22 protein-coding genes are annotated in these 24,855 nt (G+C 53.1%); 12 read left to right on the top strand and 10 right to left on the bottom strand.

Annotated elements, in window-relative coordinates; translation table 11 throughout:
- The first annotated feature begins 2 nt into the window (after nucleotides 1-2).
- From ssnA to ghxQ, 6 genes are all read left to right on the top strand, one after another.
- Nucleotides 3-1,331 carry a putative aminohydrolase SsnA gene (ssnA, locus tag AC07NP_RS13120; RefSeq protein ID WP_494660731.1) on the top strand — a complete coding sequence of 443 codons (1,329 nt, stop codon included), beginning with the start codon at nucleotides 3-5 and terminating at the stop codon, nucleotides 1,329-1,331.
- A gap of 45 nt (nucleotides 1,332-1,376) precedes the next feature.
- Nucleotides 1,377-2,156 (top strand): molybdopterin-dependent oxidoreductase FAD-binding subunit, encoded by a 780-nt coding sequence (gene ygfM / locus AC07NP_RS13115; protein ID WP_494660746.1) that lies wholly within the window; start codon nucleotides 1,377-1,379, stop codon nucleotides 2,154-2,156.
- Complete coding sequence (locus AC07NP_RS13110) at nucleotides 2,153-5,023, top strand: molybdopterin-dependent oxidoreductase Mo/Fe-S-binding subunit (RefSeq protein WP_494660730.1); 2,871 nt, start codon at nucleotides 2,153-2,155, stop codon at nucleotides 5,021-5,023. Before ygfM ends, AC07NP_RS13110 begins: the two co-directional genes overlap by 4 nt.
- A gap of 161 nt (nucleotides 5,024-5,184) precedes the next feature.
- Nucleotides 5,185-6,585: a xanthine/proton symporter XanQ gene (gene xanQ, locus AC07NP_RS13105; protein ID WP_494660729.1), complete on the top strand. Its 1,401-nt coding sequence runs from the start codon at nucleotides 5,185-5,187 to the stop codon at nucleotides 6,583-6,585.
- 17 nt (nucleotides 6,586-6,602) lie between these two features.
- Complete coding sequence (guaD, locus tag AC07NP_RS13100) at nucleotides 6,603-7,919, top strand: guanine deaminase (protein WP_494660728.1); 1,317 nt, start codon at nucleotides 6,603-6,605, stop codon at nucleotides 7,917-7,919.
- Between the two features lie 32 nt (nucleotides 7,920-7,951).
- A complete protein-coding gene (gene ghxQ / locus AC07NP_RS13095; RefSeq protein ID WP_494660727.1) occupies nucleotides 7,952-9,319 on the top strand; it encodes a guanine/hypoxanthine transporter GhxQ in 1,368 nt (455 codons plus the stop codon).
- A gap of 51 nt (nucleotides 9,320-9,370) precedes the next feature.
- On the opposite strand, the gene ygfT is transcribed toward ghxQ, so the two are convergent.
- Nucleotides 9,371-11,290: a formate-dependent uric acid utilization protein YgfT gene (gene ygfT, locus AC07NP_RS13090; RefSeq protein WP_494660726.1), complete on the bottom strand. Its 1,920-nt coding sequence runs from the start codon at nucleotides 11,288-11,290 to the stop codon at nucleotides 9,371-9,373.
- Nucleotides 11,291-11,745: 455 nt separating this feature from the next.
- Between ygfT and AC07NP_RS13085 the strand changes: the two genes are divergently transcribed.
- The 3 genes from AC07NP_RS13085 to idi all read left to right on the top strand — a co-directional run bounded on the left by AC07NP_RS13085 (nucleotide 11,746) and on the right by idi (nucleotide 14,010).
- Nucleotides 11,746-13,194 carry a nucleobase:cation symporter-2 family protein gene (locus AC07NP_RS13085; RefSeq protein ID WP_494660725.1) on the top strand — a complete coding sequence of 483 codons (1,449 nt, stop codon included), beginning with the start codon at nucleotides 11,746-11,748 and terminating at the stop codon, nucleotides 13,192-13,194.
- A 1-nt stretch (nucleotide 13,195) separates the two neighbouring features.
- Nucleotides 13,196-13,321 (top strand): hypothetical protein, encoded by a 126-nt coding sequence (locus AC07NP_RS13080; protein ID WP_238929190.1) that lies wholly within the window; start codon nucleotides 13,196-13,198, stop codon nucleotides 13,319-13,321.
- 140 nt (nucleotides 13,322-13,461) lie between these two features.
- Nucleotides 13,462-14,010 carry an isopentenyl-diphosphate Delta-isomerase gene (idi, locus tag AC07NP_RS13075; RefSeq protein ID WP_494660724.1) on the top strand — a complete coding sequence of 183 codons (549 nt, stop codon included), beginning with the start codon at nucleotides 13,462-13,464 and terminating at the stop codon, nucleotides 14,008-14,010.
- Nucleotides 14,011-14,059: 49 nt separating this feature from the next.
- Here idi and lysS read toward each other — a convergent pair whose 3' ends face one another.
- From lysS to xerD, 5 genes are all read right to left on the bottom strand, one after another.
- Entirely contained in the window at nucleotides 14,060-15,577 is a 1,518-nt protein-coding gene (gene lysS / locus AC07NP_RS13070) for a lysine--tRNA ligase (RefSeq protein WP_203360069.1), read from the bottom strand.
- A gap of 9 nt (nucleotides 15,578-15,586) precedes the next feature.
- A protein-coding gene (gene prfB / locus AC07NP_RS13065; RefSeq protein ID WP_203360068.1) for a peptide chain release factor 2 occupies nucleotides 15,587-16,685 on the bottom strand; the annotation gives its coding sequence in 2 pieces (ribosomal slippage) (nucleotides 15,587-16,609 and nucleotides 16,611-16,685; 1,098 coding nt in all).
- 90 nt (nucleotides 16,686-16,775) lie between these two features.
- Complete coding sequence (gene recJ / locus AC07NP_RS13060; RefSeq protein ID WP_494660723.1) at nucleotides 16,776-18,509, bottom strand: single-stranded-DNA-specific exonuclease RecJ; 1,734 nt, start codon at nucleotides 18,507-18,509, stop codon at nucleotides 16,776-16,778.
- A 5-nt stretch (nucleotides 18,510-18,514) separates the two neighbouring features.
- Entirely contained in the window at nucleotides 18,515-19,228 is a 714-nt protein-coding gene (gene dsbC, locus AC07NP_RS13055) for a bifunctional protein-disulfide isomerase/oxidoreductase DsbC (protein ID WP_192613403.1), read from the bottom strand.
- Between the two features lie 23 nt (nucleotides 19,229-19,251).
- Complete coding sequence (xerD, locus tag AC07NP_RS13050; RefSeq protein ID WP_192613404.1) at nucleotides 19,252-20,148, bottom strand: site-specific tyrosine recombinase XerD; 897 nt, start codon at nucleotides 20,146-20,148, stop codon at nucleotides 19,252-19,254.
- Nucleotides 20,149-20,260: 112 nt separating this feature from the next.
- Here xerD and fldB point away from each other — a divergent pair, with 112 nt between their 5' ends.
- Nucleotides 20,261-20,782, top strand: coding sequence for a flavodoxin FldB (fldB, locus tag AC07NP_RS13045; protein ID WP_192613405.1), 522 nt, complete (start codon nucleotides 20,261-20,263; stop codon nucleotides 20,780-20,782).
- A 67-nt stretch (nucleotides 20,783-20,849) separates the two neighbouring features.
- Here fldB and AC07NP_RS13040 read toward each other — a convergent pair whose 3' ends face one another.
- On the bottom strand, nucleotides 20,850-21,263 hold the full coding sequence (locus AC07NP_RS13040; RefSeq protein WP_203360065.1) for a protein YgfX: 414 nt from the start codon (nucleotides 21,261-21,263) through the stop codon (nucleotides 20,850-20,852).
- Nucleotides 21,244-21,510, bottom strand: a complete 267-nt coding sequence (sdhE, locus tag AC07NP_RS13035; protein ID WP_162380161.1) for an FAD assembly factor SdhE — start codon at nucleotides 21,508-21,510, stop codon at nucleotides 21,244-21,246. The genes AC07NP_RS13040 and sdhE overlap by 20 nt, the downstream gene beginning before the upstream one ends.
- A gap of 256 nt (nucleotides 21,511-21,766) precedes the next feature.
- On the opposite strand from sdhE, the gene ygfZ reads away from it, so the two are divergent.
- Nucleotides 21,767-22,747: a tRNA-modifying protein YgfZ gene (gene ygfZ / locus AC07NP_RS13030; RefSeq protein ID WP_494660722.1), complete on the top strand. Its 981-nt coding sequence runs from the start codon at nucleotides 21,767-21,769 to the stop codon at nucleotides 22,745-22,747.
- A gap of 93 nt (nucleotides 22,748-22,840) precedes the next feature.
- On the opposite strand, the gene trhA is transcribed toward ygfZ, so the two are convergent.
- Entirely contained in the window at nucleotides 22,841-23,500 is a 660-nt protein-coding gene (trhA, locus tag AC07NP_RS13025) for a PAQR family membrane homeostasis protein TrhA (RefSeq protein WP_494660721.1), read from the bottom strand.
- Between the two features lie 162 nt (nucleotides 23,501-23,662).
- A complete protein-coding gene (gene yqfB, locus AC07NP_RS13020) occupies nucleotides 23,663-23,974 on the bottom strand; it encodes a N(4)-acetylcytidine aminohydrolase (RefSeq protein WP_494660720.1) in 312 nt (103 codons plus the stop codon).
- Nucleotides 23,975-24,026: 52 nt separating this feature from the next.
- Here yqfB and AC07NP_RS13015 point away from each other — a divergent pair, with 52 nt between their 5' ends.
- Nucleotides 24,027-24,755 (top strand): MurR/RpiR family transcriptional regulator, encoded by a 729-nt coding sequence (locus tag AC07NP_RS13015; protein WP_203361212.1) that lies wholly within the window; start codon nucleotides 24,027-24,029, stop codon nucleotides 24,753-24,755.
- Nucleotides 24,756-24,855: the final 100 nt, after the last annotated feature.

The following is a 24,855-nucleotide window of genomic DNA, read 5'->3' as shown; positions in this document are numbered from 1 at the left end:
TCATGTTGATTCTGAAAAATGTCACCGCCGTACAGCTCTACCCGGCAAAAGTGCAGGAAGGCGTTGATATTGCCATCGAAAAAGACGTTATCGTCGATGTCGGCGATGCACTGACGCAGCGCTACCCTGCAGCGCAGTGGAAAGAGATGCATGGTCGGATTGTGATGCCGGGACTGGTCTGCGCGCATAACCATTTTTACTCCGGTTTATCACGCGGGATCATGGCGAACATCGCCCCCAGCCCGGACTTTATCTCGACGCTGAAAAACCTCTGGTGGCGACTGGATCGTGCGCTGGATGAGGAATCGCTCTACTACAGCGGGTTGATTTGCTCAATGGAGGCCATTAAGAGCGGATGCTCAGCAGTCATCGATCACCATGCGTCCCCGGCATACATCGGCGGGTCGCTCTCCACGCTGCGCAGCGCATTTTTAAACGTTGGCCTGCGCGCCATGACCTGCTTTGAAACCACTGACCGTAATAATGGAATCAAAGAGTTACAGGAAGGCGTCGAAGAGAATATTCGTTTCGCTCGCCAGATAGATAACGCGCGTAAAACTGGAACCGAGCCGTATCTGGTGGAAGCGCATATTGGCGCTCACGCCCCCTTTACGGTACCGGACGCCGGACTGGAGATGCTACGCGAGGCGGTCAAAGCGACGAAGCGTGGGTTACATATCCATGCCGCAGAAGACCTTTATGACGTTTCTCACAGCCACCACCTGTACGGCAAAGATTTGCTGGTGAGGCTGGCCGAATACGACCTTATCGACAGTAAAACGCTGGTGGCGCACGGCCTGTATCTGTCTGCAGAGGATATCGCCCTGCTGAATCGGCAGGATGCCTTCCTGGTGCATAACGCCCGCTCCAACATGAATAACCATGTCGGATACAACCATCACCTTACCCACATCCGCAATCTGGCGCTGGGAACTGACGGTATCGGCTCCGACATGCTTGAAGAGATGAAATTTGCCTTCTTCAAGCATCGCGACGCGGGCGGACCGCTCTGGCCAGACAGTTTTGCTAAAGCGCTGGCTAACGGTAACGAACTGTTGAGTCGTAACTTCGGAGCGAACTTTGGTCGACTGGAAGCGGGCTACAAAGCTGACTTAACCCTCTTCGATTATTCAGCGCCCACCCCACTGGTGGCGGAGAATGTCGCCGGGCATATCGCTTTCGGTCTCGGTTCAGGCAGCGTGCATAGCGTCATGGTAAATGGCGTGATGGTCTATGAGGACCGCCAGTTCACTTTCGATTGCGATTCAATTTATGCGCAGGCCAGAAAAGTCGCCGCCAGTATGTGGCGCCGGATGGATGCACTGGCATAGCCCACGCCCTCTCCTTCTGAGGAGAGGGATTGATGAGGAAAGATGATGATTGATCAATTTTTCAGGCCCGACTCCGTAGAACAGGCGCTGGAACTTAAGCGCCGCTATCAGGATGATGCCATCTGGTTTGCCGGGGGCAGCAAACTCAACGCCACGCCAACACGTACCGAGAAACGTATTGCCATTTCCTTGCAGGATCTGGAGCTGGATTGGGTGGACTGGGACAACGGCGCATTGCGCATCGGGGCGATGACTCGCCTGCAACCCTTACGTGATGCCCGCTATCTCCCGGCAGCGCTACGGGAGGCGTTAGGTTTTATCTACTCCCGCCATTTACGCAACCAGTCAACAATCGGCGGTGAGATCGCCGCCCTGCAGGAAGAATCCGTTTTACTCCCCGTGCTGCTGGCTCTGGATACGCAGTTGGTTTTTGGTAACGGCGAAAACCTGTCACTGGAGAGCTATCTGGCCGATCCGCGCGATCGCCTGCTGACTGAAATTATCATTAAAGATCCTTACCTCCCCTGCGCCACCCGCAAAGTCAGCCGTTCGCAGGCAGGATTAACCGTCGTGACCGCTGCCGTTGCGCTGACAGAACACGACGGCATGCGCATCGCGTTGGATGGCGTGGCGGACAAAGCGCTACGGTTACGTGATGTGGAAACGCAAAAACTGGAAGGCAGTGCGCTGGAACAGGCCGTCGCAAACGCTATTTTCCCACAGGACGATGTTCGGGGCAGCGTGGCCTATAAGCGCTATATCACAGGAGTTCTGGTGGCCGATCTGTTTGCCGACTGCCAACAGGCCGGGGAGGAAGCCGTATGATGATTCACTTTACGTTAAACGGCGCGGCGCAGGAGATGAAAGTGAATCCTGGCGAAAACGCGCAAGCACTGCTGTTCAACCTGGGTATGCACTCAGTACGCAACAGTGACGACGGCTTCGGCTTCGCCGGTTCCGACGCGATTCTTTATAACGGTCGCATCGTCAACGCCTCCCTGTTGATAGCGGCTCAGTTAGACCAGGCAGAGATCCGCACTACAGAATCCCTGGGTAAATGGAATGAACTGAGCCTGGTGCAACAGGCAATGGTGGATACCGGCGTAGTGCAATCCGGGTACAACGATCCGGCCGCCGCCCTGATTATCAGCGATCTGCTCGATCGTATCGCCATCCCCACCCGTGAAGATATCGACGATGCACTCTCTGGTTTATTCAGCCGCGATGCGGGCTGGCAGCAATACTATCAGGTGATAGAACTGGCGGTGGCGCGTAAAAACGACCCGCAGGCCAGTATCAATATTGCGCCCACCTTCCGTGATGACCTCGCCGTGGTTGGCAAGCTCTTGCCGAAAACAGATGCCGCTAAAATGGTGCAGGCCAAGCCCTGTTATGTGGAAGACCGCATTACGCCAGACGCTTGCACCATCAAAATGTTGCGTAGCCCACACGCTCACGCGCTCATTACGCATCTGGACGTCAGTAAAGCACAAGCGCTGCCCGGCGTGGTTCACGTCATCACCCATCTTAACTGCCCGGACATCTATTACACACCTGGCGGCCAGAGCGCGCCGGAACCCTCTCCGCTCGACCGCCGTATGTTTGGTAAGAAACTGCGTCACGTCGGTGATCGTGTTGCCGCAGTGGTCGCGGAAAACGAAGAGATTGCGCTGGCGGCATTGAAGCTCATCCACGTCGAGTATGAAGTGCTCAAGCCGGTCATGTCGATTGATGAAGCCATGGCGGAAGACGCGCCAGTGGTTCACGATGAACCGGTCGTGTATGTCGCCGGTGCGCCGGACACGCTGGAAGAAGATAACCGCCACGCGGCGCAGCGCGGCGAGCACATGATCATCAACTTCCCAATTGGCTCACGCCCCCGGAAAAATATTGCGGCCAGCATCCACGGTCATATCGGCGATATGGAAAAGGGTTTTGCTGATGCTGATGTCATTATCGAACGCACCTATTCCTCCACTCAGGCGCAACAGTGCCCGGCAGAAACTCATATCTGCTTTACACGTATGGACGGCGACCGCCTGGTGATCCACGCTTCAACCCAGGTTCCGTGGCACCTTCGCCGTCAGGTTGCGCGTCTTGTCGGCTTGAAGCAGCACAAGGTGCATGTCATTAAGGAACGCGTGGGCGGCGGCTTTGGCTCCAAGCAGGACATCCTGCTGGAAGAGGTCTGCGCCTGGGCCACCTGCGTGACCGGACGCCCGGTTTATTTCCGCTATACCCGTGAAGAGGAGTTTATTGCCAATACTTCCCGCCATGTCGCGAAAGTGACGGTGAAACTGGGGGCGAAGAAAGACGGTCGTCTGACAGCGGTAAAAATGGATTTCCGCGCCAATACAGGGCCTTATGGCAACCATTCGCTCACCGTACCGTGTAACGGTCCTGCGCTTTCGCTGCCGCTGTACCCCTGTGACAACGTCGATTTCCAGGTCACCACCTACTACAGCAACATTTGCCCTACCGGTGCTTATCAGGGTTACGGCGCGCCAAAAGGCACGTTTGCCATGACCATGGCGCTGGCGGAGCTGGCTGAACAGTTGCAAATAGACCAACTGGAGATTATTGAACGCAATCGGGTTCACGAAGGGCAGGAACTGAAAATACTCGGTGCGATCGGTGAAGGTAAAGCCCCGACCTCTGTCCCTTCCGCCGCCAGCTGTGCACTGGAGGAGATCCTGCGCCAGGGGCGTGAAATGATTAACTGGTCTTCCCCCAAACCACAGGACGGTGACTGGCACACAGGTCGTGGGGTCGCCATCATTATGCAGAAATCGGGGATTCCGGATATCGATCAGGCCAACTGCATGATCAAACTGGAATCGGATGGCACCTTTATCGTTCACTCCGGTGGCGCTGATATTGGGACCGGACTCGATACCGTGGTGACGAAACTGACAGCGGAAGTGCTGCGCTGCGCGCCGCAAGAGGTTCACGTCATCTCAGGCGACACCGACCATGCGCTCTTCGACAAAGGTGCCTACGCCTCGTCCGGTACCTGCTTCTCGGGTAATGCGGCGCGTAAAGCGGCGGAGAATCTGCGGGAAAAAATCCTCTTCCACGGCGCGCAAATGCTGGGAGAGCCACTGGCCGACGTTCAGCTGGCCGCGCCTGGCGTCGTACGCGGTAAACAAGGAGAGGTCAGCTACGGTGAAATCGCCCATAAAGCGGAGACAGGCACCGGCTTTGGTACCCTGGTTGCCACCGCCAGCTATATCACCCCCGATTTCGCCTTCCCGTATGGCGCAAACTTTGCCGAAGTCGCAGTCAATACGCGTACTGGTGAAATCCGCCTGGATAAATTCTACGCACTGCTGGATTGCGGCACACCGGTAAACCCAGAGTTAGCACTGGGGCAGATTTACGGGGCGTCGATGCGTGCTATCGGCCATAGCCTGACCGAAGAAATTATCTATGATGCGCAAGGCCATCCGCTGACCCGCGATCTGCGCAGCTACGGCGCACCCAAAATAGGTGATATTCCGCGTGATTTTCGTGCCGTCCTGGTGCCGAGTGACGATAAAGTCGGCCCCTTTGGCGCTAAATCCATCTCTGAAATCGGTGTTAACGGTGCCGCACCCGCCATCGCTACTGCGATTCATGATGCCTGTGGCGTCTGGTTGCGGGAATGGCATTTCACACCGGAGAAAATACTGACCGCACTGGAAAAAATGTAACAACGTGGGCCGCTTCGGCGGCCCGTTTCCATGATTCAATAACGATTAAATGTCGTCTGCGGAAATGAGATAAGCCGTTCTCAGGGCGTCCTACGCCTTAAATTCGCAGAATTTAATCCTGCTGATTCAGATGATCAAATTTGCTTATAAGGAGTGAAGGGATGTCTGATTTAACTCGTGCAGGCTCAGACCTTATTTACGAACTGGAGGATCGCCCTCCCTTTCACCAGGCCATTATTGCCGCTATTACCCATCTGTTGGCCATCTTCGTGCCGATGGTCACGCCAGCATTAATCGTTGGCACCGCGCTACAGCTCTCTGCAGAAACGACCGCCTATCTGGTCTCAATGGCGATGATCGCCTCCGGCATCGGCACATGGCTACAGGTAAACCGTTACGGTATTGTCGGGTCCGGCTTACTCTCCATTCAATCCGTTAATTTTTCGTTTGTGACTGTCATGATTGCGCTTGGCAGCAGTATGAAAAGCGACGGTTTTCATGAAGAGTTGATCATGTCGTCTCTGCTCGGCGTTTCTTTCGTCGGCGCCTTTCTGGTGGTGGGTTCCTCTTTTATCCTGCCTTATTTGCGCAGAGTGATTACCCCAACCGTCAGCGGGATTGTGGTGCTGATGATTGGCCTGAGCCTGATTAAGGTTGGCATTATCGATTTTGGCGGCGGTTTCGCGGCAAAAAGCAGCGGAACCTACGGGAATTACGAAAATATTGGCGTCGGTTTGCTGGTACTGGTCGTGGTCATCGGATTCAACTGCTGTCGCAGCCCGCTACTGCGCATGGGCGGTATCGCGATCGGGCTGTGCGTTGGATATATCGTCTCCTTATGTCTTGGCATGGTGGATTTCAGCAGTATGCAAAACCTGCCGCTGGTCACCATACCTCTCCCCTTCAAATATGGTTTTCAGTTCAATTTTCATCACTTCCTGGTCGTCGGCACCATCTACTTACTGAGCGTGCTGGAAGCGGTGGGCGATATCACCGCGACGGCGATGGTGTCCAGACGCCCTATTCAGGGAGAGGAGTATCAGTCGCGCCTGAAGGGAGGCGTGTTGGCAGACGGTCTGGTATCGGTCATCGCCTCGGCGGTAGGTTCTCTACCGTTAACGACCTTTGCACAGAACAACGGGGTGATTCAGATGACTGGCGTCGCCTCACGCTATATCGGACGCTCGATCGCCGTGATGCTGGTGATCCTCGGGCTATTTCCGATGATCGGCGGGTTCTTTACCACCATTCCTTCGGCGGTACTTGGCGGCGCAATGACGTTGATGTTCTCGATGATAGCCATCGCCGGGATCCGCATCATTATCACCAACGGGCTTAAACGTCGCGAAACGCTCATTGTCGCCACCTCGCTAGGGCTTGGACTGGGTGTCTCCTATGACCCGGAAATTTTCAAAATATTGCCTGCCTCAATTTACGTGTTAGTGGAAAACCCCATCTGCGCTGGCGGGCTGACAGCCATTCTACTGAATATCATCCTCCCCGGCGGCTACCGACAAGAAGAAGTCTTATCGGGCATCGCTGCGGTGGAAGAGACGGATTAACTGTAAAGGAGTATACGATGTCAGGAGAACACACGTTAAAAGCAGTACGAGGCAGCTTTATTGATGTCGCCCGTACCGTTGAAGACCCCGAAGAGATCGCGTCGGAGCTGCGGTTTATTGAAGACGGACTGTTGCTGATTCGACAGGGGAAAGTCGAGTGGTTTGGCGAGTGGGAAAAGGGAAAACATTTAATTCCTGACTCCATCCGCATCCGCGACTATCGTGGAAAACTGGTCGTGCCGGGGTTTGTCGATACCCATATCCACTATCCACAGAGCGAAATGGTGGGCGCTTATGGCGAGCAATTGCTGGAGTGGCTGAATAAACACACTTTCCCCACAGAGCGTCGCTACGAGGATCTGGAATACGCCCGCGAGATGTCCTCTTTTTTCATCAAGCAGTTATTACGTAACGGCACCACCAGCGCTCTGGTCTTCGGTACGGTTCATCCACAATCGGTCGATGCGCTGTTTGAAGCCGCAAGTCATATCAATATGCGCATGATTGCCGGCAAAGTGATGATGGATCGCAACGCGCCGGATTATCTGCTGGATGATGCCGAAAGCAGCTACCTGCAAAGTAAGGCGCTGATTGAACGCTGGCACAAAAATGGTCGCCTGCTGTACGCCATCACGCCGCGCTTCGCACCGACCTCCTCGCCACAGCAGATGGCGATGGCTCAGCGCCTGCGGGAAGAGTATCCCGATACCTGGGTGCATACCCATTTATGTGAAAACAAAGACGAAATAGCCTGGGTGAACGCACTCTACCCCGACCATGACGGCTATCTGGATGTGTATCACCAGTATGGTTTAACCGGTAAAAATTGTGTTTTTGCCCACTGCATACATCTGGAGGAAAAAGAGTGGGATCGCCTGAGTGAAACCGGCTCCAGCATCGCCTTCTGCCCGACCTCCAACCTCTACCTCGGCAGCGGTTTATTTAATCTGCAAAAAGCCTGGCGTAAGAAAATTAAAGTCGGCATGGGCACTGACATTGGTGCAGGAACAACATTCAACATGCTGCAGACGCTTAACGAAGCCTACAAGGTCGTGCAATTGCAGGGATATCGACTCTCGGCCTATGAAGCGTTCTACCTTGCCACGCTGGGCGGGGCGAAAGCGCTGGGGCTCGACAACCTGATCGGCAATTTTATTCCAGGTAAAGAGGCGGACTTCGTGGTGCTGGAGCCTACGGCGACGCCTCTCCAACAGCTGCGCTATGACAACTCGGTATCTCTGGTCGACAAATTGTTCGTGATGATGACGTTGGGCGACGACCGCTCAATTTATCGCACCTACGTCGACGGTCGTCTGGTTTACGAACGGACCTGATTTAACACTTACTCTCTGCTGAGGACATTATTATGTCTGGAGATCTACTGCAAAACACCGACTCACCGAAATCTCGCGGCGCGTTGGATGCTTATTTCAAAATTTCAGCCCGGGGCAGCACGGTTCGCCAGGAGGTGCTGGCCGGATTAACCACTTTTCTTGCCATGGTGTATTCCGTCATCGTTGTCCCCGGAATGCTGGGTAAAGCGGGTTTCCCGCCTGCCGCAGTATTCGTCGCCACTTGTCTGGTCGCTGGATTCGGCTCATTGCTGATGGGGTTATGGGCAAACCTGCCTATGGCGATCGGCTGCGCGATCTCTCTGACCGCCTTTACTGCGTTTAGTCTGGTACTGGGACAACATATCAGTATTCCTGTCGCCCTTGGTGCCGTCTTCCTGATGGGCGTAATTTTTACCGCCATCTCCGTCACCGGCATACGCACCTGGATCCTGCGTAATTTGCCGATGGGGATCGCCCATGGTACGGGGATCGGTATTGGGTTGTTCCTGCTGCTCATCGCGGCTAACGGTGTTGGTATGGTCATTAAAAATCCGCTGGAAGGGTTGCCGGTGGCGCTCGGTGCATTCACCTCATTTCCGGTCATGATGAGTCTGCTGGGACTGGCGGTGATTTTCGGTCTGGAGAAATGTCGCGTCCCCGGCGGGATCCTGCTGGTCATTATCGCCATCTCCGTTATCGGCCTGATTTTTGATCCTGCAGTCAAATACCAAGGTCTGGTCGCGATGCCCAGTCTGAGCGATGCAGATGGAAAATCACTGATTTTCAGTCTTGATATCATGGGCGCATTACAGCCAGCAGTATTGCCCAGCGTGCTGGCGCTGGTCATGACGGCGGTGTTTGATGCCACCGGTACGATCCGCGCCGTCGCCGGCCAGGCGAATCTGTTAGACAAAGACAACCAGATAATCAATGGCGGCAAAGCGCTGACCAGCGACTCCATTAGCTCCGTGTTCTCCGGGTTGGTGGGCGCTGCGCCTGCCGCCGTGTATATCGAATCTGCGGCGGGCACCGCTGCCGGTGGCAAAACCGGGCTGACCGCCACTATCGTCGGCTGTCTGTTCCTGCTGATTCTGTTTTTATCACCGCTCTCGTACTTGATCCCAGGTTACGCGACTGCCCCTGCGCTGATGTATGTGGGGTTATTGATGTTGAGTAACGTATCGAAGCTGGATTTCAACGACTTTATTGATGCCATGTCCGGACTTGTTTGCGCCGTCTTTATCGTCCTGACGTGCAACATCGTTACAGGGATTATGCTCGGTTTTGTCACCCTGGTCGTGGGTCGCGTTTTCGCACGCGAGTGGCATAAGCTGAATATCGGAACCGTCATCATCACCGTCGCACTGGTCGCATTTTACGCAGGTGGGTGGGCGATATAAATAAACAGGCTCCGCGCAAGTCTGCGCGGAGCCTGTCCCTGAAGATATCCGTCAGCCCCCCTGTCGTTCGAACATGGCCAGCATATCGCGTGCGGCCTGTCGCCCGGCGGCCATTGCTGTAACAACCAGATCCGCGCCATGAACCGCATCACCGCCAGCAAACACGTTTTCCAGATGCGTCTGGGTGGATAAACGCCCTGCTTCACCCGTTTTGATAAGACCATGTTTATCGAGCTGAACGCCGCTCCCCTGCAACCAGGGCATGGCATGCGGCTGAAAACCAAACGCCATAATGAGAACGTCGGCAGGCAGTTCGAACTCAGAGCCTGCCACAGGGCGTGGCCGACGACGGCCATCCGGGCCAGGTTCCCCCATCGCGGTACGAATCAACCCCACCGCGGCGACCCGTCCGTCATCATCACACGCGATATATTGCGGCTGAACATTAAACAAAAATTCGACGCCTTCCTCGCGGGCATTGACCACCTCTTTACGCGAGCCTGGCATGCTGACTTCATCCCGACGGTAGGCGCAGGTCACGCTGGCAGCGTTCAGCCGTATAGAGGTACGCAGGCAATCCATGGTGGTGTCGCCGCCTCCCAGCACCACAACCCGTTTCCCGTCGACAGGGGTAAGCGGATACTCCGCAACCTCGGGCAATCCCATAAGCTGTCGGGTATGCGCGGTCAGGAAGGGCAGCGCCTGGATCACGCCCGGGGCATCTTCCTGCGCCAAATTGGCCTGCATAAGCCCGTAAGCTCCCACCCCGATAAAAACGGCATCGTACTTTTCGGTGAGAAGATGGAAGGGAATGTCACGACCAATTTCGCAATTCAGGTGAAAATCGATACCCATCGCACTAAAGATCTCCCGCCGCTGGCTCAGAACGCTTTTTTCCAGCTTAAAAGGCGGGATACCAAATGTCAGCATGCCGCCAATTTCTGGATGGCGATCATAAACATCGACCTGCACGCCCGCACGCGTCAATACGTCTGCACAGCCGAGACCTGCGGGTCCTGCGCCAATCACCGCCACTTGCTGGGGGCGAGAAGCAACATGGCTAAGATCGGGGCGCCAGCCCATTGCCAGTGCGGTGTCAGTAATGTATCGCTCAAGGTTGCCTATTGAGACTGCGCCAGAGAGATCCTTCAACGTGCAGGCGCCTTCGCAGAGACGATCCTGCGGGCAAACCCGACCACAGATCTCCGGCAGAGAACTGGTCTGGTGGCAGAGTTCCGCCGCCTCGATGATGCGTCCCTCACGCACAAGACGCACATAACCGGGAATCGCGTTATGCAGGGGGCAGTGCCAGTTACAATTCGCTTTTTCAGCACAATAGACACAGCGCCCGCTTTCATAAACGCTCTGCTGCTGATCCAGACCGTAATAAATTTCGCCAAAATGTGTTTTCCGCTCCGCAGCGGAACGTTTCTCCGCCCCCTTACGTGGCTCAGCGGAAAGTAACATTTCACGACGGGAAAGCCTGCTGCCTCCCGCTACATCACCTTCTGCACTCCTGCGCTGTCGAACCTTTTGCAATTGCAGCAATCCCTTGTCATCCATCAAGCGCAGCGCCTTTGTGGGGCATGCCTCAACGCAGGCTTGTCCACCCGAAACACGTTGATGGCAAAGGTCACATTTCTGCGCAACAGCATCGACCATCTCGATAACCCCAAAGGGGCAAGCGATTGCGCAGCTTTTACAACCGATGCAGCGCCGCTCGTCCAGTTGTACGCTATCAGCATGAAAAGTGAGCGCATCCACCGGGCAGGATGCAACACAGGGGGCGTTAATACAGTGATGACATGTAACAGTGCGGGTGATCTCTCCTTTCCCCACAAGATGGATTCGGGGTAAAAAGTCACACCGATTTTGTGGCCAGTTTTCCTGATGATGAGCCAAAACGCAGGCGATTTCGCAAGCATGGCAGCCTATACATTCCATCGCATCGGCAACAATAAATGTGTTCATTTGCGTCCTTTTCATCTGATTGGTTATTTTTTCAGATACCGCGATGCAATAAATGGGCATATCTTTGCAAGCAGGGAAAGTTATTTGATATTTTGCGACTTACATCAAACTAAAAAATGGCTGCCTGTGAAGCCTTCTTTAATTAACCTCATTGCTGATTCTTAAAAGTTCATAGAGATAGGTCTGGAAATATAGGCTTACAGGGTTATAAAAAATGAATCACCCTATCCCATAATGATTAAATACTTATCAATATGAGAAAACAAAAGATCAAATCCTGGTCGTCACTCTTTACCAGATGTTTCCCAAATTAGTCATTGTGTGATTTCTTCCGCATTTCCACCCTATACCTTTCCGCACAGACTAAAACTGGCATCCCACGAGCATGTCCTTTTACTGTTTTAGCAAACGTAAACGGTTGCTTTTTACTCAGGCGAGTTAAAGGAGAAAAACGCATGAGCGCCATAGATTCTCAATTGCCCTCATCCTCGGGTCAAAACCGCCCTGGCGATGAGGTTGACCGCATACTATCTCCAGGAAAGCTTTTCATACTCGGTCTCCAGCATGTCCTTGTCATGTACGCTGGCGCGGTCGCGGTACCGTTGATGATTGGCGACAGACTCGGGCTCAGCAAAGCGGAAATTGCTCTGCTCATTAGCTCCGATCTTTTTTGTTGTGGTGTCGTAACGCTTCTGCAATGTATCGGCATCGGTCGCTTTATGGGAATTCGCCTGCCGGTGATTATGTCGGTTACGTTTGCCGCCGTTACGCCAATGATTGCTATCGGTATGAATCCGGATATCGGTTTGCTGGGTATTTTTGGCGCGACAATTGCGGCGGGTTTTATCACAACGCTATTAGCACCACTTATCGGGCGTTTAATGCCATTATTCCCCCCCCTGGTCACCGGCGTGGTGATTACCTCTATTGGACTGAGTATTATTCAGGTCGGCATCGACTGGGCGGCGGGAGGGAAAGGAAATCCTGAATATGGCAACCCGATATATTTAGGCATTTCTTTTGCCGTATTAATTTTTATTTTACTCATTACCCGTTATGCCAAAGGTTTTATGTCCAACGTTGCCGTTTTACTCGGAATTGTATTTGGCTTTGCGTTATCGTGGATGATGAATGAAGTTAATCTGTCAGGCCTGCACGATGCCTCATGGTTCGCTATTGTTACACCGCTGGCCTTTGGCACACCGGTTTTTGATCCCGTCTCAATTCTGACGATGACGGCAGTACTGATCATTGTTTTTATAGAATCGATGGGGATGTTCCTGGCGCTCGGGGAAATTGTTGGTCGTAAACTCTCCTCACAAGACATTATTCGCGGGTTACGTGTGGACGGCGTAGGAACGATGATTGGCGGGCTTTTTAACAGCTTCCCTCATACCTCATTTTCGCAGAACGTCGGTCTGGTCAGCGTGACGCGCGTGCACAGCCGTTGGGTTTGCATTGCTTCCGGTATCATTTTAATTCTGTTTGGCATGGTGCCTAAAATGGCAGTACTGGTCGCCTCAATTCCGCAATTTGTCCTCGGCGGCGCGGGTCTGGTGATGTTTGGCATGGTGCTGGCAACCGGGATTCGCATTCTGTCACGCTGTAACTACACCACCAATCGTTACAACCTCTACATTGTGGCGATTAGCCTTGGCGTCGGCATGACTCCCACGCTGTCCCATAACTTTTTCTCCCAGCTACCCGCCGTCCTCCAGCCGCTACTCCACAGCGGCATAATGCTGGCAACGGTCAGCGCTGTCGTACTGAATGTCTTCTTTAACGGCTATCAGCATCACACCGAGCTGGCGCAAGAATCGATCTCCGACAAAAAATTAAAGGTCAGGACCGTCCGTATGTGGTTGCTGATGCGCAAACTGAAAAAAAACCAGCAGGATGAATAAAATGCATATTTTATTGCGCTGTATTCTGAGTGTTCTGCTGCTCATGCTGATCTCGATACCCGCCATTTCTGAAGGTATTGCTCTGGGCATTGAAAGTCGGTTCAATTTCATGCTGCTGTTTTTCTAAATCCTCTTTTTCTCCCGACACCCGCGTCAAATGACGCGGGTGCCGAATCCCTCACCATCACATACATTCTTGAGAAATCATTCTGTCGCGATATTTCATACCCTATAATGGTGTGTGCTTAACATTCACGGCGAGACATTATGCAACAGGAACACATTATTTTATTGGATGAGCAGGCCAGGCCTTCCGGTACGCTGGAAAAGTATGCGGGGCACACCCTCAATACCCCTTTACATCTCGCCTTCTCTTGCTGGTTGTTCAACACGCAAGGCCAGCTTCTGGTCACCCGCCGCTCGCTATCGAAAAAAGCGTGGCCTGGCGTCTGGACGAATTCGGTTTGCGGCCATCCACAGGAAGGAGAAAGCATTGAAGACGCCATTATTCGACGCTGCCGTTTTGAGTTGGGCGTAGAGATCTCCAGCCTGACCCCCGTCTATTCTGCCTTTCGTTACCGCGCTACCGATCCAAACGGGATCGTGGAGAACGAAGTTTGCCCGGTCTATGCGGCGCGAATGGTCAGCGAGCTCAGCGTGAATAACGATGAGGTGATGGAGTACCAGTGGAGCGCTCTGGAGAATGTTCTGGAGGGGATTGGCGCCACGCCGTGGGCGTTCAGTCCGTGGATGGTGATGCAGGCATCGAACGAAGCCGCGCGTGAAGCATTATTAAATTACAGCCGCCAAAAATAAAAAACCCCGACGCATTTGCCAGGGTTGGTTTTATCTAACGCTGTGAGGCTTATTTAACCGGACGCATCGCCGGGAACAGGATCACGTCGCGGATAGTGTGGCTGTTGGTGAACAGCATAACCATACGGTCGATACCAATGCCCAGACCCGCCGTCGGCGGCAAACCGTGTTCCAGCGCCGTCACATAGTCTTCGTCGTAGAACATCGCTTCGTCATCGCCCGCATCCTTCGCGTTAACCTGATCCTGGAAACGCTGTGCCTGATCTTCGGCGTCATTCAGCTCGCTGAAACCGTTGCCGATTTCACGGCCACCGATGAAGAATTCGAAGCGGTCAGTAATTTCTGGGTTTTCATCGTTACGACGCGCCAGAGGAGAGACTTCTGCCGGATATTCAGTGATGAAGGTCGGCTGAATCAGGTGTGCTTCCGCCACTTCTTCAAAGATCTCGGTCACGATACGGCCCAGACCCCAGCTCTTCTCGATCTTAATACCGATGCTTTGGGCAATCGCTTTAGCAGAATCGAAACTGTCCAGATCCGCCATATTCGTCTCTGGACGATATTTCTGGATGGCTTCACGCATGGTCAGTTTTTCGAACGGTTTACCAAAGTCGAAGACTTCATCACCGTAAGGCACTTCAGTAGTACCCAGAACGTCCTGCGCCAGCGTACGGAACAGAGATTCAGTCAGTTCGATCAGGTCTTTGTAATCCGCATAAGCCATGTAGAGTTCCATCATGGTGAACTCTGGGTTATGACGAACGGAGATCCCTTCGTTACGGAAGTTACGGTTGATCTCGAATACACGTTCGAAACCACCTACCACCAGACGTTTCAGATACAGTTCCGGCGCGATACGCAGGTACATATCCAGATCCAGCGCATTATGATGGGTGATGAACGGGCGTGCAGCGGCACCACCTGGGATCACCTGCATCATCGGGGTTTCAACTTCCATAAAGCCACGACCCACCATGAACTGACGGATACCCGCCATGATCTGTGAACGCACTTTAAAGGTGTTGCGGGATTCATCGTTAGAGATGAGATCCAGATAACGCTGACGGTAGCGTGCTTCCTGATCCTGCAGACCGTGGAATTTATCCGGCAGTGGGCGCAGCGCTTTGGTCAACAGACGCAACTCGGTGCAATGGATCGACAGTTCACCCGTTTTGGTTTTGAACAGCTTACCTTTCGCGCCGAGGATGTCGCCGAGATCCCATTTTTTGAACTGCTCGTTGTAGATGCCTTCCGGCAGATCATCACGGGAAACGTACAGCTGAATACGGCCGCCGACGTCTTGCAGCGTAACAAACGACGCTTTACCCATGATGCGACGTGTCATCATACGACCCGCCACAGACACTTCGATGTTCAGCGCTTCCAGTTCTTCGTTTTCTTTCGCGTCGAAGTCAGCATGCAGTTGGTCTGAGGTGTGATCGCGGCGGAAATCATTCGGGAACGGGATACCCTGCTCGCGCAGGCCAGCCAGCTTCTCGCGGCGCGTTTTCAGTTCATTATTAAGATCGGCTACCGCGTCAGCGCCCTGTGCGTGTTGTTCAGACATGTTGGTTCCTCATAACCCTGCTTTCAAACTTGCTTCGATAAATTGATCCAGGCTGCCATCCAGCACCGCCTGCGTGTTACGGGTTTCAACCCCGGTACGCAAGTCTTTAATGCGGGAGTCATCAAGGACATATGAACGAATCTGGCTACCCCAGCCGATGTCAGATTTATTGTCTTCCATCGCCTGTTTCTCGGCATTCTTCTTCTGCATTTCCAGTTCATAAAGCTTCGCTTTCATCTGCTTCATGGCCTGGTCTTTGTTTTTGTGCTGAGAACGGTCGTTCTGGCACTGGGTGACCGTCCCGGTCGGAATGTGGGTAATACGCACCGCGGATTCCGTACGGTTAACGTGCTGTCCGCCCGCGCCGGATGCGCGATAGACGTCGATACGCAGGTCAGCCGGGTTGATATCGATATCGATATCATCGTCCACTTCCGGGTAAACAAACGCAGAACTAAACGACGTATGGCGACGACCGCCGGAGTCGAATGGGCTCTTACGCACCAGACGGTGAACGCCTGTTTCGGTGCGCAGCCAGCCATACGCGTAATCGCCAGAGATCTTGATGGTCACGGATTTGATCCCTGCCACTTCGCCTTCCGACTCTTCGATAATTTCTGTTTTAAAGCCGCGCGCTTCTGCCCAGCGCAAATACATACGCTCCAGCATGCTTGCCCAGTCCTGCGCTTCAGTACCGCCGGAGCCCGCCTGAATGTCGAGGTAGCAATCCGCGCTGTCATACTCACCGGAGAACATACGACGGAATTCCAGCTGCGCCAGTTTGTCTTCCAGCGTATCAAGTTCAGCAACGGCTTCGTTAAAGGTTTCTTCGTCGTCGGCTTCTACAGCCAGTTCCAGCAAGCCGGAAACATCTTCCAGGCCCTGCAACATTTGATCGAGCGTATCGACAATGGCCTCAAGGGAAGAACGTTCTTTCCCCAGCGCCTGAGCGCGTTCAGGTTCGTTCCAGACGTCCGGCTGTTCCAGCTCGGCGTTTACTTCTTCCAGACGCTCTTTCTTGGCATCGTAGTCAAAGATACCCCCTAAGAACGTCGGAGCGTTCCGTGAGGTCCTGAATGCGGTTATTTACCGGATTAATTTCAAACATGGTCTGATTTCTTTTATTGGACGAGTCAAAATGCGGTTATAAGGGCGGAATAGTAGCGGATTTCGCCCTTTAATTACAGTGAAAGTGATGCTAAATCGGCCAGATGTTATCAATGATAATCTGTAAACTGCGATTGCCGCGAAACTCATTAATATCCAGCTTGTAGGCCAGTTCCACTTCGCGCACACCGTTGTCCGGCCAGCACGTCGTGTCGACGTTAAACGCGATACCGTCAAGCAATGGACCGCCGCCAACGGGTTCGACCATCACCTTCAGATGGCGCTCACCCACCAGCCGTTGCTGCAACAGACGAAAACGTCCGTCAAACAACGGTTCAGGGAACATTTGTCCCCACGGTCCGGCATCGCGCAACAGTTGCGCCACTTCCATCGTCATCTCATCCGCGCTTAGCGGACCGTCGGATACCACTTCTCCCTGCAAGAGCGCGGGATCAAGCCACTCAGTGACCAGCTCGCCAAAACGTTGCTGGAAGCGTTCAAACTGGGCTTCCTCAAGGGATAATCCTGCCGCCATCGCATGGCCGCCAAACTTCAGCATCATGCCCGGATAGAGCGTGTCTAAACGCTCCAGCGCATCACGCATATGCAGTCCCTGAATCGAACGACCGGACCCTTTTAGGGTGCCGTCGCCTGCAGGGGCAAAAGCAATCACCGGGCGGTGAAAACGCTCTTTAATGCGAGAAGCCAGAATCCCAACGACCCCCTGATGCCACTCGGGATGGTACATCGCCAGACCGCCGGGAAGCGTTTCGCCGCTGCGCTCCAGCTTTTCGCACAGCGTCAGCGCTTCAGCCTGCATGCCCTGCTCTATTTCTTTACGGGTCTGATTCAGCGCATCGAGTTCGTTGGCCAGTACGCGTGCTTCACCAATGTTGTCGCACAGCAGCAACGCCACGCCAACGGACATATCATCCAGTCGACCTGCCGCATTGAGTCGCGGTCCCAGAGCAAAGCCCAGGTCGCTGGCAGCCAGTTTTTGCGGATCGCGATTTGAGATCTCCAGCAGCGCTTTAATACCCGGACGGCACTTGCCCGCCCGAATACGGCTCAACCCCTGCCATGTCAGGATGCGGTTATTCACATCGAGCGGCACCACGTCCGCCACCGTCCCTAACGCGACCAGATCCAGCAGATCCGCCAGATTCGGCGGCGCAATGCCGCGCTCGTCAAACCACCCTTTATCACGCAGGAAAGTCCGCAGCGCCAGCATCAAATAAAATGCAACGCCGACGCCCGCCAGTGACTTTGACGGGAATGTACAGTCCCGCAAATTCGGGTTGATGATGGCCTCTGCGGCGGGCAGTGTGTCGCCCGGCAGGTGGTGATCGGTGACGACGACAGGGATACCCAGCGCTTTCGCATGTTCCACGCCCGCATGGGAGGAGATGCCGTTATCGACAGTTACGATCAGTTGCGCGCCACGGGCATGCGCCTGATCCACCACTTCTGGACTTAAACCATAACCATCTTCAAAGCGATTAGGCACCAGATAGCTGATGTTGTCACAGCCCAGCGCGCGCATTCCGAGCACGCTGAGCGCAGTACTGGTCGCTCCGTCCGCATCAAAGTCGCCCACAACGATAATGCGGGTCCCCTCACGAAATGCGTTATAGAGGATCTCAACGGCCTTTTCGACGCCACTCAGTTGCTGCCACGGCAGCATGCCTTTAACGCTACGCTCAAGATCCTGCGCGCAGCGCACTCCCCGGCTGGCGTACAAACGTCGCAGCAAAGGCGGCAAATCGTCTGGAAGGTCCGCCGTCTCATCGGCTTCACGCCGACGCAGTTGTATCTGTTGTTTCACGCGAATTATTTACCGCTGGTCTGTTTCTGGTGCTCGTCAAGAAACGCTTTCATCTCTTTCGGGCCCTGATATCCGGGAACGACATAGCCGTTGCTTAACACGATTGCCGGCGTACCGCTGACGCCAAACTGCACGCCCAGCGCATAGTGGTCAGCGATATTCACATCGCAACTGGCGGCGGCGACGCTCTTGCCAGCCATCGCATCGTCAAAGGCTTTATTTTTGTCTTTTGCGCACCAGATGGACTTCATATCTTGCTCGGCCTGGCTTGCCAGCCCCTGGCGCGGAAAAGCCAGATAACGCACGGTGATCCCCAGCGCGTTATAGTCTTTCATCTCTTCATGCAGCTTGTGGCAGTAGCCGCAGGTGATGTCGGTGAAAACGGTAATGACGTGTTTTTCCTGCGCCGCTTTATAGACGATCATCTCTTTTTCCAGCGCGTTCAGGTGATTCATCAGCAATTTATTGGTGACGTTTACCGGATGGGCGCCGCTGACGTCATACATTGGCCCCTGGATGATGTGTTTACCGTCTTCGGTAACATACAGCACGCCGCTATTGGTCATCACCGTTTTCATTCCGGCAACCGGCGCCGACTGAATCTCCGTGCTCTGTACACCCAGTTTGGCCAGCGACTGGCGAATCGCTGCGTCGTCGGCGTGGGCCATACCCGTAAACGCTGTCGCCAGCAGGGTGAACATCACAATACTTTTTTTCATAACCTATCCTTTACTGTCAGCATTCACGCCCTTGGGTGATGCTGTTGATGAAGTTGACGCAAGCGCTCGGTCGCGACATGAGTATAGATTTGCGTCGTCGAGAGATCGCTATGCCCGAGCAACATCTGCACAACGCGTAAGTCCGCGCCATGATTGAGCAAATGCGTGGCAAAGGCGTGACGCAAAACGTGTGGCGACAATTTCTCGCTGTCGATCCCCGCCAGCACGGCATAGTGTTTAATTCGGTGCCAGAACGTCTGGCGCGTCATCTGCTGCGCACGCTGACTGGGAAACAACACATCAATCGACACACCGTTCAACAACCAGGGGCGGCCGTGTTCGAGATACGTTTCCAGCCAGTACACCGCCTCTTCGCCCAGTGGAACCAGCCGCTCTTTGTTTCCCTTACCGATGACCCGCACAACCCCCTGGCGCAGGCTGATGTCGCTCATCGTTAGCCCCACCAGTTCAGAGACACGGAGTCCCGTTGCGTAAAGCACTTCCAGCATGGCTTTGTCGCGTAGCTCCAGCGGTTGTTCAATCAGCGGCGCTTGCAGCAAACGCTCTACCTGCGCTTCACTGAGATCTTTTGGCAAACGCTGCGGAAGTTTAGGTGACGCCAGTTGCGCGCTCGGATCGTCTTCACGAAACTTTTCACGATAAAGATGTTGGAAAAAACGTCGCATGGCGCTTAACAAACGTGCAGAACTGGTGGCTTTATAGCCGCCATCCATCCGTTCCGCCAGTAAGGCTTGCAGATCGTCGCTTTGCACCGTCGCCAGCGATACCCCACGATGATGCAACCATTCGACCACCATCGACAGGTCGCGACGATACGCGCTTAACGTATTTTCCGCCAGATTTCGCTCCAGCCACAGGGCATCAAGAAACTGCTCGATGCGTGCCAGATCCTGTTCCACTTTCGCCCCTTATTCCACTCTCATTTTTGATGCATTATGCCTCATTGTGCCGTGAATGCAGCGATTCTGGTACACTACCCGCAACGCTACAGCAGAATCGAGATGTTACGTAATGAACATGGGTCTTTTTTACGGTTCCAGCACGTGTTACACCGAAATGGCGGCAGAAAAAATCCGCGATATTCTGGGTCCAGAGCTGGTGACATTGCACAACCTCAAGGATGACGCCCCCACCTTAATGGAGCAGTACGATGTGCTCATTTTAGGTATCCCTACCTGGGATTTCGGTGAAATTCAGGAGGACTGGGAAGCCGTCTGGGAACAGCTGGACTCTCTCAATCTGGAAGGCAAAATCGTCGCGCTTTACGGTATGGGCGACCAGTTGGGATACGGTGAATGGTTCCTGGATGCGCTTGGCATGCTGCATGACAAACTCGCCACCAAAGGGGTGAAATTTGTCGGCTACTGGCCAACGGAAGGATATGAGTTCACCAGCCCTAAACCGGTGATTGCCGATGGGCAACTGTTTGTCGGCCTGGCGCTGGATGAAACCAATCAGTACGATCTTAGCGACGAGCGCATTCAGGTCTGGTGCGAGCAAATTCTCAGTGAGATGGCTGAACACTATTCCTGAAACCATCGCCATGAAAAGATCGCTTTCTGACGCTTCTCACTGACGAATCAGGCATTCCGCCCGTTCGTCAGTGCTTCTCTTGTTCCGTTTGCTGCAACATTACCCGACGCAACTCACGCCATTCTTTTTCGTCCATGCTGTCCGCCGCCAGCCATAAATGCTGACGTCGACCGCTATCCGAGCGCAAACGCAACATCATGCCCGTTTTGAGCATCCAGGGTGCTCTCTGAATCACCCACTCCAGCCCCTGCCAGCGCAAACGCCCATCCATCAGTAATTTAATCTCACCCTGACGAGTATTGATACGCCGCTGGCTGCGTACGCAATCGAACACCACCAGTGAGAGCAATATCAGCCACAGAGGGGTATAGCTCAATGGCCAGGGCATCAACAAAATCAATGCGGCGACCAACCCATGAAGAAGCAGGGACAACCACTGTGCGCGCCATGAGACGCGTAAATCAGATTGCCACAGGACCACGTTCCCGATTCCGTGTCTGGATGAGTCTCACCATCTGCTCCAGCTCTGCATCTGCCGGTTTACCATGATTCATTAACCAGTTGAATAAATCCGGATCATCGCATTCCAGCAAACGAATAAAAATGCGTTTTTCATCATCACTGAGGCTATCGTACTCATGTTCGAAAAACGGCATGATGGAAATGTCGAGCTCACGCATACCACGACGGCATGCCCAGTGAATACGTGCTTTGTTGTTAATATCCATGTTCTTCTTCCTGTCTCGCGAAAATGAAGTACCCGGCTATTGTAACGTGTTTTTCATGTTATTTTGCGGGAATCTCCATCATCGGAAGCACGATCGCTAAATATAAAGACATTGAGTCAAATGCTTCATCCATTTTGCATGGCGCTTCGCAAAGCAGACGAAAGGGCACAAATGGAATGTCTAAAGCGCTTGCAATGGGCAATAGCTCTTTTACCATTAGTCATTATTACGGCGTTAAGCAAATCAGGACATTATTATGGCTTTTACACCTTTTCCTCCTCGTCAGCCTTCAGCGTCGGCGCGTTTGCCTCTGACGTTGATCACATTAGATGACTGGGCGCTGGCCACCATTACCGGTGCAGACTGCGAAAAATATATCCAGGGGCAGGTCACTGCCGACGTAAGTCAACTGACAGAGCATCACCATGTCCTGGCCGCCCATTGCGACGCCAAAGGAAAGATGTGGAGCAATCTTCGTTTGTTCCGTGATGGCGACGGATTTGCCTGGATTGAGCGCCGCAGTCTGCGCGATGCCCAACTGACTGAACTGAAAAAGTACGCCGTGTTCTCTAAAGTCGTCATAGCGCCTGATGATGAACGCGTTCTGCTTGGCGTCGCTGGTTTTCAGGCACGCGCAGCGCTGGCACCTCTCTTTAGTGAACTGCCGGACGCCGAAAACCAAGTGGTGACGAAAGGGGCTTCTACTTTGCTGTGGTTTGAACATCCGTCAGAGCGCTTCCTGCTGGTAACCGATGTCGCCACGGCAGAAACGCTGACCGAAAAATTACGTGGCGAAGCCGCTCTCAACAACAGCCAGCAGTGGCTTGCGCTGGATATTGAAGCTGGTATCCCGGTCATTGACACGGTAAATAGCGGACAGTTTATTCCCCAGGCAACCAACCTTCAGGCGCTGGGGGGAATTAGCTTTAAGAAAGGCTGCTATACCGGTCAGGAGATGGTTGCTCGTGCGAAATTCCGCGGCGCGAACAAACGCGCGCTGTGGTCTCTGGTGGGTGTTGCCAGTCGGGTGCCGGAAGCGGGAGAAGATCTTGAACTGCAGATGGGTGAAAACTGGCGTCGTACCGGTACGGTTCTCGCCGCAGTACAGCTAGACGATGGCCGGTTGCGGGTACAGGTTGTGATGAATAACGACATGGAAGCCGACAGCGTATTTCGCGTCCGCGACGATGCCAACACATTGCACATCGAACCGCTACCGTATTCGCTGGAAGAGTAAGACATTAATGCCGGATAGCGGCTTACGCCTTATCCGGACTACGATGAAATTTTGTAGGCCGGATAAGCGCAAGCGTTATCCGGCAACAACGGCTCATGCCTGTCCGACATACAGATAAATCGCCAGGAAATGGCAGACGCTGCCTCCCAGCACAAAACCGTGCCAGATTGCATGGTTATAGGGAATACGTTTGCAGACGTAGAAAATCACACCCAGTGAGTAAATCACGCCGCCGACCGCCAGCAACGTCACACCACCCGCCGCCAGTTTGACCGCAAGCTGATACACCACAATCAGCGACAGCCACCCCATCGTCAGATACGTCACCAATGAGAGCACTTTAAACCGATGCGCGATGGTCAACTTGAACAGAATGCCAAGCAGCGCCAGGCTCCAGATTACGATCATCAGTCCGCGCGCCAGCGGTGAATCCAACCCTACCAGCAAAAACGGTGTGTAAGTGCCCGCAATCAACAGGTAAATCGCACAATGGTCGAATTTTTTCAACCACACTTTCGCTCGTTGATGGGGGATTGCGTGATACAACGTAGAGGCGAGAAACAGCAGAATCATGCTGCCGCCGTACAGGCTATAGCTGGTAATCGCCGTGACACTGGCATGGCTGTCTGCAGCCTGTACCAGCAGCAGAACCAGACCCACAATGCCAAATACCAACCCAATACCGTGGCTGACGCTGTTGGCAATTTCTTCTGCCAGAGAATATCCCTGTTTTATTAAAGGTTTTTCAACCATGAGCTACTCCGGAGAAACGTTCACGTTCGTGATTGCCACACTAGCGTAGCTGAGAATGGTTCCAGTGAACACCTGTTAGCTCAAATAAATTTCCAATTTAAAATAATCGTTATAAATCATACAATTAAATTAATATTTTCAACTAACAGTTGTTCTTGATAATCAAAGGCATTTAAAATCAATCACATAAAATTGTGACTGCCCCGGGTATATTTCCGTAATCACCTGCTTCAACTCATCAAGAGACATGTTTTCTTGTTGCGCATGTTTTTCACTGAGCGTGTCCAGAGTCACAGTAGAGGTTCCTGTGACTTTTATCGTGCAGAAATAGCCGTCATCTTCAAAGCGTCCCACTCGCAGAACATCCCCCACGTTAAAATGAGACTCTGAGGCGTCCCGCAGGGTAATGGTTTTCCGCCCTGCCAAAATGTCATCCTGAAAGCGCTGAAAAAAAGTAATGTCGTTTGGCTGCATGTTATTATTTCCTGAAGATGAAGTCTGATGAGTGAGTATTGCCATTGTGAGTATGTTCTCCCACGCTGCCATCGCCAGTCTCAACAATCTTGAGATGTTGGTCTACAACTATGTCATCAAAAACCGCGATAACGTCGTCTACATGACCATTCGCGAACTGGCTGATGCTGCAGGGGTTTCGACCACCACGGTGCTGCGCTTTTGCCGTAAACTGAACTGTGATGGCTACTCTGAGTTTCGCGTGCGGTTTAAATTATATTTAGAGCAGAATGAACCGCAACAGGCTAATTTCGGTGCCAGCGAAATTATCAGCTTTTTTAAAAGTGTGAATAACGACGAATTTGATAAATTACTCGATCACGCGGTTGAGATTATTTTATCTTCCGAGCGAATTATATTCGTCGGCGCCGGAACCTCCGGGGCCTTAGCTAAATATGGCGCGCGCTTTTTCTCAAACGTCGGGAAATTCAGTAACCATATTGATGACCCTTATTTCCCTGTCACCAATGATATGGCCAGAAACGCCCTTGCGATCGTGCTTTCGGTTTCCGGAGAAACCGCAGAGATCCTGCGTTTTGCCAGCCAGTTCAGCCTGCATAACTGCAAAGTGTTGTCCGTTACCAGCCATGAACACTCCGCACTGGCAAAACTGGCCGACTTTAATCTCTCTTGGCATGTGCCGCAAACGCGTGTTGCCGGTGTTTATGATATTACGACGCAGATCCCTGTTATTTATATTCTCGAGACGTTAGGTCGTAAACTGGCGAAAAAATTAGCGTAAAAAAACAATTTGTTTTTTCGATGTAACAAGTCACATCACGGCTATTTTGTTATATCGTGACATTTCATTTCCCTTTGTTAGACTCAAAATCAGAAGATCA

It is taken from the genome of Citrobacter sp. GW821-FHT07H02, from assembly GCF_059418505.1.
The sequence above is the reverse complement of the archived record's forward strand: the minus strand, read 5'-3'. Positions and strand labels throughout refer to the sequence as shown.

Excerpts from the sequence above, each read along its gene's own strand:
- ygfT (WP_494660726.1), bottom strand. The coding sequence starts at position 11,290 with ATGAACACATTTATTGTTGCCGATGCGATGGAATGTATAGGCTGCCAT.
- guaD (WP_494660728.1), top strand. The coding sequence starts at position 6,603 with ATGTCAGGAGAACACACGTTAAAAGCAGTACGAGGCAGCTTTATTGAT.
- sdhE (WP_162380161.1), bottom strand. The coding sequence starts at position 21,510 with ATGGATATTAACAACAAAGCACGTATTCACTGGGCATGCCGTCGTGGT.
- idi (WP_494660724.1), top strand. The coding sequence starts at position 13,462 with ATGCAACAGGAACACATTATTTTATTGGATGAGCAGGCCAGGCCTTCC.
- AC07NP_RS13015 (WP_203361212.1), top strand. The coding sequence starts at position 24,027 with ATGTTCTCCCACGCTGCCATCGCCAGTCTCAACAATCTTGAGATGTTG.
- AC07NP_RS13085 (WP_494660725.1), top strand. The coding sequence starts at position 11,746 with ATGAGCGCCATAGATTCTCAATTGCCCTCATCCTCGGGTCAAAACCGC.
- ssnA (WP_494660731.1), top strand. The coding sequence starts at position 3 with ATGTTGATTCTGAAAAATGTCACCGCCGTACAGCTCTACCCGGCAAAA.
- dsbC (WP_192613403.1), bottom strand. The coding sequence starts at position 19,228 with ATGAAAAAAAGTATTGTGATGTTCACCCTGCTGGCGACAGCGTTTACG.
- AC07NP_RS13110 (WP_494660730.1), top strand. The coding sequence starts at position 2,153 with ATGATGATTCACTTTACGTTAAACGGCGCGGCGCAGGAGATGAAAGTG.
- yqfB (WP_494660720.1), bottom strand. The coding sequence starts at position 23,974 with ATGCAGCCAAACGACATTACTTTTTTTCAGCGCTTTCAGGATGACATT.
- trhA (WP_494660721.1), bottom strand. The coding sequence starts at position 23,500 with ATGGTTGAAAAACCTTTAATAAAACAGGGATATTCTCTGGCAGAAGAA.
- lysS (WP_203360069.1), bottom strand. The coding sequence starts at position 15,577 with ATGTCTGAACAACACGCACAGGGCGCTGACGCGGTAGCCGATCTTAAT.
- xanQ (WP_494660729.1), top strand. The coding sequence starts at position 5,185 with ATGTCTGATTTAACTCGTGCAGGCTCAGACCTTATTTACGAACTGGAG.
- AC07NP_RS13080 (WP_238929190.1), top strand. The coding sequence starts at position 13,196 with ATGCATATTTTATTGCGCTGTATTCTGAGTGTTCTGCTGCTCATGCTG.
- fldB (WP_192613405.1), top strand. The coding sequence starts at position 20,261 with ATGAACATGGGTCTTTTTTACGGTTCCAGCACGTGTTACACCGAAATG.
- ygfZ (WP_494660722.1), top strand. The coding sequence starts at position 21,767 with ATGGCTTTTACACCTTTTCCTCCTCGTCAGCCTTCAGCGTCGGCGCGT.
- ghxQ (WP_494660727.1), top strand. The coding sequence starts at position 7,952 with ATGTCTGGAGATCTACTGCAAAACACCGACTCACCGAAATCTCGCGGC.
- ygfM (WP_494660746.1), top strand. The coding sequence starts at position 1,377 with ATGATTGATCAATTTTTCAGGCCCGACTCCGTAGAACAGGCGCTGGAA.